Below are 6,853 nucleotides of genomic sequence, written 5' to 3'. Positions count from 1 at the left end.
TACGCTACCAGACGCCGTCAGGGATTTCACGCAGGGTTGCCGAAAGGACACGCTCCTTCAGCGTGATCAGTGACATCTGCTCACCCTTGCGGGCCATCAGCAGACGCGCTGCCGACGGCCGCTCGGCGAAAGCAGCACGCCCGTCACGATCGGTCTCGGCGCGCAGCAGGGTCTTGCCGGCAGCGTCGATCCAGCTCACTTCGACGCCTGCCCGCGCCTGGCCGTCGGTCAGCGAGCTGACGTAGGCATCGCCACCGCTGTTCGGATACTGGCGTAGGTGCAGACCAAGGTCGCTGACGTAGAAATAGGTCGTCTGATAGTCCTCGCGGAAACGATTTGGCTGCGACATGACGGCGACATAGACACCGGGTTGGCGCAGGGCCGGAATGCTTTCGACTGGAATGAAGGTGACTGCGCGCCGGTTGGGTGTCTGCTCGGTAAGGAAGCGACCGACGAAAGCGCTCGTTGTCAGTTTGTGCATCTGATCGAGGTCCCAACTGCTGACCGCGCCTTGCAGACGGTTGCGCGCAGCGAAGTAGGGGCCGTCGTCCTCGCCGGTGGATTCGCCATCGCCGTCCGCCGCGCTGCGCGCTGCGCCATTGTGCGCCGGGCCGGCGATCACCTTTTCGAGGAAGCGCGCGAGTTGTTCGGGTTTGACCCGGAGAAATTGGATATCGACTTCCGGGACATTGACTGTCGTTACCGGCAGGCCACCGTTCTGTGCCGCCGGCAGGACCATGCCGCGGCTGCTGAAGTAGAACGCCGGGGCTACGGCGGCAGTGCGGATCGAAAAACGAACTTCCCCGGCGAGCTTGCTGCCGTTTCTTGCCGTCAGGCCGGGAGCGACGCGCACGACGTAGCGCGTTTGCGGCTTGATGTGCGGAAAGAAGAGCAGGCGCGGGTTTTCGCCGACCACCCAGGCGCCGGCGACGGGCTTTCCGCCGTCGAGCGTGGTGTCGGCGGCCGCGCGACTGGTCGACGCGCTCGCCGACTCGGCCGCCTCGGTCTCCGCCGCTTCATCTTCGCTCGCCTCGTCCGCCGGCGCACGCACCCGCTGTGGCGTCGCGGCGGGCATCTCGAGCACCTGCAGGAACTTGTCGTTCTCGCCTTTGGCGTCGAGCGGCAGGCTGAAGGCGAGCGCCAAGGCCGGCGAGCCATCCAGTTCACGGTGGGCGCCGTCAACGACTTCAAAGGAAACGCCTTCGCTTGCCGCCTCGTCAGGCGCCGAAGAGGGCAGATTCCCGATCGCCAGAAAGCCGGCAATCGCCAGCCCGATCACTGCCAGAACGGCATACAGGGACGCCGCACCGTGTTGTCTGTAGTGCCTTCCGCTGCGCATGTTTCGCTCCGATGAGAAATGCCGGTTTGATTCTAGCAGGCGCCAGCGCAAGGAAAGTCGTCAATTAGTCAGCCGCGCGACGGACGTTTGTTGCAGGCGCTGCGCTCCCCGCAAGCGAGCTGGCGCAGCGGCGCGCTCGCCCGCCAGCTAGCGCCCGAGCGTTCAGGTCCGGGCTTCGTTCGCCGGGCAGCCGACCTGAAACAGCGCGCGGTCTTCGAGACGGACGGCGGTCAGGTGACGGCCCCACAAACATCCGGAATCAAGCGCCAACAGGTTGGCCTCCATGCGCAATCCGAGTGCCGACCAGTGGCCGGTGACCAGGACATGGTCGGCGCTCTGCCGACCAGCAACCTCGAACCAGGGGACGAATCCTTCCGGTGCTGCGCTCGCTTCGCCCTTGGTTCTGAACTCCATCTCCCCCTCCGGCGAGCAGAAGCGCATGCGCGTCATGGCATTCACGATCACACGCAGGCGCGGCCAACCGGTCAGATCGTCGCTCCAGGCGACAGGCTCGCTACCCCACATGTTGCGCATGAAGTCGAGATAGTCCGGTCCACCGAGGACATCTTCGACCTCCCGCGCCAGCGCACGCGCTTTGGCTACCGTCCATTGCGGCAACAATCCGGCGTGCACCAGACAGAAGCGCCCTGCATGGTGGCACAGACGCTGGCAACGCAGCCAGTCGAGCAGTTCGTCGCGGTCCGGCGCGTTGAGGATCGCCTCCAGGGTATCGCCCTTGCTCCGCCGACCGAAGCCGGCTGCTGCCATCAACAGGTAAAGGTCGTGATTGCCCAGGACGGTGATCGCGCTGGCGCCTAGATCACGGACAAAGCGCAGCGTATCGAGCGAGCGGGGTCCGCGGTTGACCAGGTCGCCGACCAGCCACAGGCAATCGACCGTAGCGTCGAAGCGGCACTCTTCGAGCAGGCGCTGAAAGGCGTCAAAGCAGCCCTGGATGTCACCAACAGCGTAAGTTGCCATCGCTCCCCCGCTCGTCAGGCGAGCGCCTGTCCTTGTTGCCAATGCCAGGCATCGCGGCACATCTCGTCGATCCCGCGGCGCGCGCTCCAGGCAAGCAGTTTCCGGGCCAGTCCGGGATCGGCGTAGCAGACGGCGACATCGCCCGCACGACGCGGCGCAATGACGTAGGGAACCGGCCGTCCGCTGGCGGCGGCAAAAGCCTCGATCATTTCGATAACCGAATAGCCACGCCCGGTACCCAGATTGACCGTCAGCAGACCCGCTGTGTCAAGCAGGTAATGCAAAGCGGCAAGATGGCCTTCGACGAGATCCATGACGTGAATGTAATCGCGCACGCCGGTTCCGTCGGGTGTCGGATAATCGTTACCGAAGACACTCAAATGGCTACGCGTGCCGGCCGCGACCTGGGCCACGTAAGGCAGCAGGTTATTCGGTACGCCATTTGGAGACTCGCCGATCAGACCGCTCTCGTGCGCGCCGACCGGGTTGAAGTAACGCAGGCGGGCGATTCGCCAGTTCGCATCGGAGCGCACCAGATCAGCCAGAATATCCTCGATCATCAGCTTGCTGGCACCATAGGGATTGGTCGCCGAGCGCGGAAAATCCTCGCTGATCGGCACTGTCGCCGGGTCGCCATAGACGGTTGCCGAAGAACTGAAAATCAGCGTTCTGACGACCGATTCAGCCATCACCTGGCAAAGCGAGAGCGCGCCACCGACGTTGCAGTCATAATAACGCAAGGCTTGTGTGACCGATTCGCCGACCGCTTTCAGGCCAGCAAAATGCAGAACCGCATCAATCGGAGATCGCGCAAAGATGTGCCGCAAGAGCTCGCGGTCGCGCACATCGCCGCGGAAGAAGGCTGGCCGCTTGCCGGAAATCCTTTCGATTCGATCGATCACTTCGGCCCGGCTGTTCGACAGATCGTCTACCACGACGATGTCGTGGCCAGCGGCTTGCAGGGCGACGCAGGCATGCGACCCGATGTAGCCGGTGCCACCGGTAACGAGGAGGTTCATGCCTGCATCCGTTCGCCTGGGGAAGAGCCCGCCTTCCGCTGCAGCCGGCCTGGGCTCAGCGAGCTGTGCACGATTTCAATGGGAAGCCGGTCGGCGTTGTCACGCAATTCGCCAGCTCCAGCCCGCGGACTGCTAGGCGCGGAATTCTTCGCGCGTCCGGCCTTGCGCTTCCAGGTTGGTCAACCAGCGTGGCGCCTTGCCACGACCCGACCAGGTTTCGCCGTTGAGTCCACGGTACTTGACCGCGACCGGCGGCCGCACGTTGCCAAGGTTGGGGCCGGCTACCGCAGGGCCCGTCTTGAAACCGCAGTCAGCGGCGGTCAGACCGTAGTCAGCAATCAACTGCTTGACTTTGACAACTGCTGAAGAAACCTCCTCACGCCGAGCTTCTTCAATCTTCCTGTCAAGTTCTTCGCGCTGCGCCAGCAATTCCCGGTAAATGGACATGCTTCATTCCTTCCAGATAATCATCGAGTGGACACGTTATTAACCGGGGAAACCGCCAATTCGATGAAACGCGCTTGTCCGGCCGGCCGGCAATCGACATGCGATGTCCGGGCTGGTCAATGCCCGTTGCGCCTCTCGTCCAATAATCGTGCCACATGCCTAGTGTCGAGACCCGCCGAATGCCGGGGCGCACTTTACTGCACTTTTATTCCGCGAGCAAGTGCCGCGGACACTGTTCAGTCGGCAGCCGACGGAGCAGCCTGGACGCTTCCCGGTATCGCCGCCTGCGGTGGTTCACCGGCCAGCCGGCGATAGCGACCGCCGTGAAAGACCAAAGGCTTGCTTTTACGTCCCTGGGCAAAGCGCAAAATCCGGCCGACAAAAACGAGATGGTCTCCGCCCGGGTAGTGCGCCTCATGCGCGCATTCGAACCAGGCCAGACAGTCGGCAATCAGGGGAATCCCGGCGAATCCAGGGATCAGTTCGACGGACGCGAAATGGTCATTGCAGCGCAGCGAAAAATGGCTGGAAATCCATTCCTGTTCTTCCGCCAGAACATTGACCGCATAGTGCGGCGCGCGGCGGAAGGTATCAAGACTCGGCGATCGATTCGACAAGCTCCAGAGAATGAGCGGCGGGTCGAGCGAAACCGAGCTGAACGAATTGATTGTAATACCGACCGCTTGCCCACCCTCGGCGCACGTAGTCATTACGGTAACCCCAGTGGCAAAACTGCCCAGGCTGTCACGCAGGGCGCGACCGAAGCGATCATCGGCAGCCGCCAAGTCGCTATCGTCGCCGCGCGCGCGCGACAAATCGGCTGGGGGTGCTGCAGCTTGCGCTGCGCTGGGTAGACGCGGAGGCAGTGGCATCACGGCTGGCGGCCGCAGTGTGCGGCCGTGTTAGGATGAATGATGGGTTGCGGAACGTACGTTTGGTCCTGCGGGGAAGATCCGACATTGAGAAACAGGCGAAGGGTCAGTACGGTCAGTACGACCTGTACGGCGAGCCTGCCCGCCACCTTCGGCTGGCTATGGGCAGCAGCACGCACGGCGGCATTATCGCCTTGCTGGCGCAGTGTGTCGAGACAGCCCTGGGCAAGCCTCGCGGTGCCACTCTCCTGGCGCGCGCCGCGCACGCCCCCCGGCATTGATGGCGGCTGCGGTGGGTGAGACGGGCAGCGACCCTGGTCGTGCTTTTGCGGTCCGTCTGATCGCTTGGCAGAAAACGTACGGGCGCCACGATCTGCCCTGGCAGTACTGCCGCGACGCCTACCGCGTCTGGCTGGCCGAGATCATGTTGCAGCAAACCCAGGTTTCTACGGTAATCCCCTATTATCGGAATTTCCTGTCCCGCTTTCCCAGCCTTGACGCGCTGGCTGCAGCACCACTGGCAGGCGTTCTCGAAGTCTGGGCCGGTCTTGGCTACTACGCACGAGCGAGAAATCTGCATCGCTGCGCGCAGCGTGTCGTCGCCGAGCACGCTGGATGCTTTCCGCCGGATGTCGTCGACCTCGCGCGCCTGCCGGGAATCGGCCGAACGACCGCCGGCGCCATCGCTGTGTTTGCCTTCGGTCGTCGGGCCGCGATTCTCGATGGCAACGTCAAGCGCGTGCTCGGCCGCCATTTCGCGCTCGAGGCCACGGCGTCGGCGACGCACGACGAGCAGCGGCTGTGGGCGTTCGCCGAGTCGCTCTTGCCGACGAGTGATATCGAAGCTTACACCCAGGGCCTGATGGACCTTGGCGCCACCGTCTGTCTGCGGCGGGCAGCGCAGTGCGCGATCTGCCCGCTGGCGGACGGCTGCCTCGCCTACCGCAGCGGCCGCCAGAACGAACTGCCGGCACCACGCAAGAGAAAGCCTCTGCCGCTACGGCAAGTCACCCTGGTGCTACTGTCTTGTGCGCAGGGTGTGTTGTTCGAACGGCGTCCGCCTGCCGGCATCTGGGGCGGCTTGCTGAGTCTGCCTGAACTGGGCGATCGCGGGCTGGCCGATTTCGCCCAGCGAAGGAACTGTTCGCTTCTTGCGACAAGGCAGATGCCAACGACGCAGCATGCCTTTACCCATTTCATACTGAACATCGATGTCGTCTGCGCACAGGGCGAGCCTTCTGGCTGGCGGGCCGCCGAAAGCACCGAGGTCTGGTTGACCTACCCGGAAATCGCCACAGCCGCCTTGCCCGCGCCGATCAGGCAAATCCTGCGGGCGGCTATCTCTGGCGGCGATCAGGCGGTCCCGGTCGGTGGGCGCTCGATGCGACCGATTGCCCACCGCCCGAAAGCAACCCCGCCAGCCAGCGTGACGAAACCCGCTGCCCAGCCCGCGCCACCGGCGCCACCGCAAGCGTCTACGGCAAATCCAAAGGCGACCGGGCCGAGCAGGCCACCGGCGAAGCCGATCGACGAATAGAGCGCAAGCGCCGTACCACGCTGCTCGACGGCCGTCTCGGTCAGCACGCCGGCGGTCAGCGCGGCCGAGTCGAGGTTCATGCTCATCGCGTAAACCAGCAGCAGACAGACCAGCAGCGCACGCGGCAGGTCGCCGGAGACGCTGACGAGAAGCGCCAGCGCGCAGGACAGGGGCATCACCCGCGTCAGCCAGCGCCGGCGTCCCCAGCGATGCGCGCCCTCGTTGCCGAGAATGCTGGCGGGAACGGCGAGGAAGGTCGCGCCGGCGGCCACCAGACCGGGCATCGACGTCCATACGTCGGGTCGCGTCGTCTGGTTCCAGCTCAAGTAGGCGACCAGCCAGGCGCGAAAGCCGAAGAGTTCCCAGTTGTGACCAAAATAGCCGCCGCAATAGGCCAGGATGCGCCGCTCGCGCACGACGCTCCACCAGTGTTCGCGCATTCCACCGCGCCTCGGCGTAACGCTGCCCGCGGCAACGCCAAGCCAGACGAGGACGACGGCGAGCAGCGCACCCGCCGCGCCCACGACGAACAGCGTCCGCCATGGCAGCAGGCTTTGCAGCAATTCGACCCAGAGGTAGGACAGGCCGGCGCCAACACCAAAGGTTGCCGTGTAGAAGGCTGTCCCGCGTGACTGGACGGCGACCGGCAGGCGGTCGG

6 protein-coding genes and 1 pseudogene are annotated in these 6,853 nt (G+C 64.4%); 1 reads left to right on the top strand and 6 read right to left on the bottom strand.

Annotated features, from left to right (window positions below):
• Positions 1 to 4: 4 nt before the first annotated feature.
• From RKP46_RS06155 to RKP46_RS06135, 5 genes are all read right to left on the bottom strand, one after another.
• Complete coding sequence (locus tag RKP46_RS06155; protein WP_311105822.1) at positions 5 to 1,339, bottom strand: hypothetical protein; 1,335 nt, start codon at positions 1,337 to 1,339, stop codon at positions 5 to 7.
• Between the two features lie 162 nt (positions 1,340 to 1,501).
• Positions 1,502 to 2,320 (bottom strand): symmetrical bis(5'-nucleosyl)-tetraphosphatase, encoded by an 819-nt coding sequence (locus RKP46_RS06150; protein WP_311105821.1) that lies wholly within the window; start codon positions 2,318 to 2,320, stop codon positions 1,502 to 1,504.
• Positions 2,321 to 2,334: 14 nt separating this feature from the next.
• Positions 2,335 to 3,339: a UDP-glucose 4-epimerase GalE gene (galE, locus tag RKP46_RS06145; protein ID WP_311105820.1), complete on the bottom strand. Its 1,005-nt coding sequence runs from the start codon at positions 3,337 to 3,339 to the stop codon at positions 2,335 to 2,337.
• Between the two features lie 132 nt (positions 3,340 to 3,471).
• Positions 3,472 to 3,786 (bottom strand): H-NS histone family protein, encoded by a 315-nt coding sequence (locus RKP46_RS06140; RefSeq protein WP_311105819.1) that lies wholly within the window; start codon positions 3,784 to 3,786, stop codon positions 3,472 to 3,474.
• Between the two features lie 236 nt (positions 3,787 to 4,022).
• Positions 4,023 to 4,571 (bottom strand): flavin reductase family protein, encoded by a 549-nt coding sequence (locus tag RKP46_RS06135; RefSeq protein WP_311105818.1) that lies wholly within the window; start codon positions 4,569 to 4,571, stop codon positions 4,023 to 4,025.
• 367 nt (positions 4,572 to 4,938) lie between these two features.
• Here RKP46_RS06135 and mutY point away from each other — a divergent pair.
• Positions 4,939 to 5,994 (top strand): annotated as a pseudogene (gene mutY / locus RKP46_RS06130) (A/G-specific adenine glycosylase); the annotation flags it as partial.
• Positions 5,995 to 6,011: 17 nt separating this feature from the next.
• On the opposite strand, the gene RKP46_RS06125 reads toward mutY, so the two are convergent.
• Positions 6,012 to 6,853: MFS transporter (locus tag RKP46_RS06125; protein ID WP_311105817.1), on the bottom strand; the 842-nt coding region annotated here is incomplete at its 5' end.

It is taken from the genome of Accumulibacter sp., from assembly GCF_031732815.1.
Taxonomy (GTDB): Bacteria; Pseudomonadota; Gammaproteobacteria; order Burkholderiales; family Rhodocyclaceae; genus Accumulibacter.
This window is presented reverse-complemented; position numbering and strand designations above follow the sequence as displayed.

What these genes read in the sequence shown, in the direction of transcription:
- RKP46_RS06155 (WP_311105822.1), bottom strand. Translation starts at nt 1,339, where the DNA reads ATGCGCAGCGGAAGGCACTACAGACAACACGGTGCGGCGTCCCTGTAT.
- RKP46_RS06140 (WP_311105819.1), bottom strand. Translation starts at nt 3,786, where the DNA reads ATGTCCATTTACCGGGAATTGCTGGCGCAGCGCGAAGAACTTGACAGG.
- galE (WP_311105820.1), bottom strand. Translation starts at nt 3,339, where the DNA reads ATGAACCTCCTCGTTACCGGTGGCACCGGCTACATCGGGTCGCATGCC.
- RKP46_RS06150 (WP_311105821.1), bottom strand. Translation starts at nt 2,320, where the DNA reads ATGGCAACTTACGCTGTTGGTGACATCCAGGGCTGCTTTGACGCCTTT.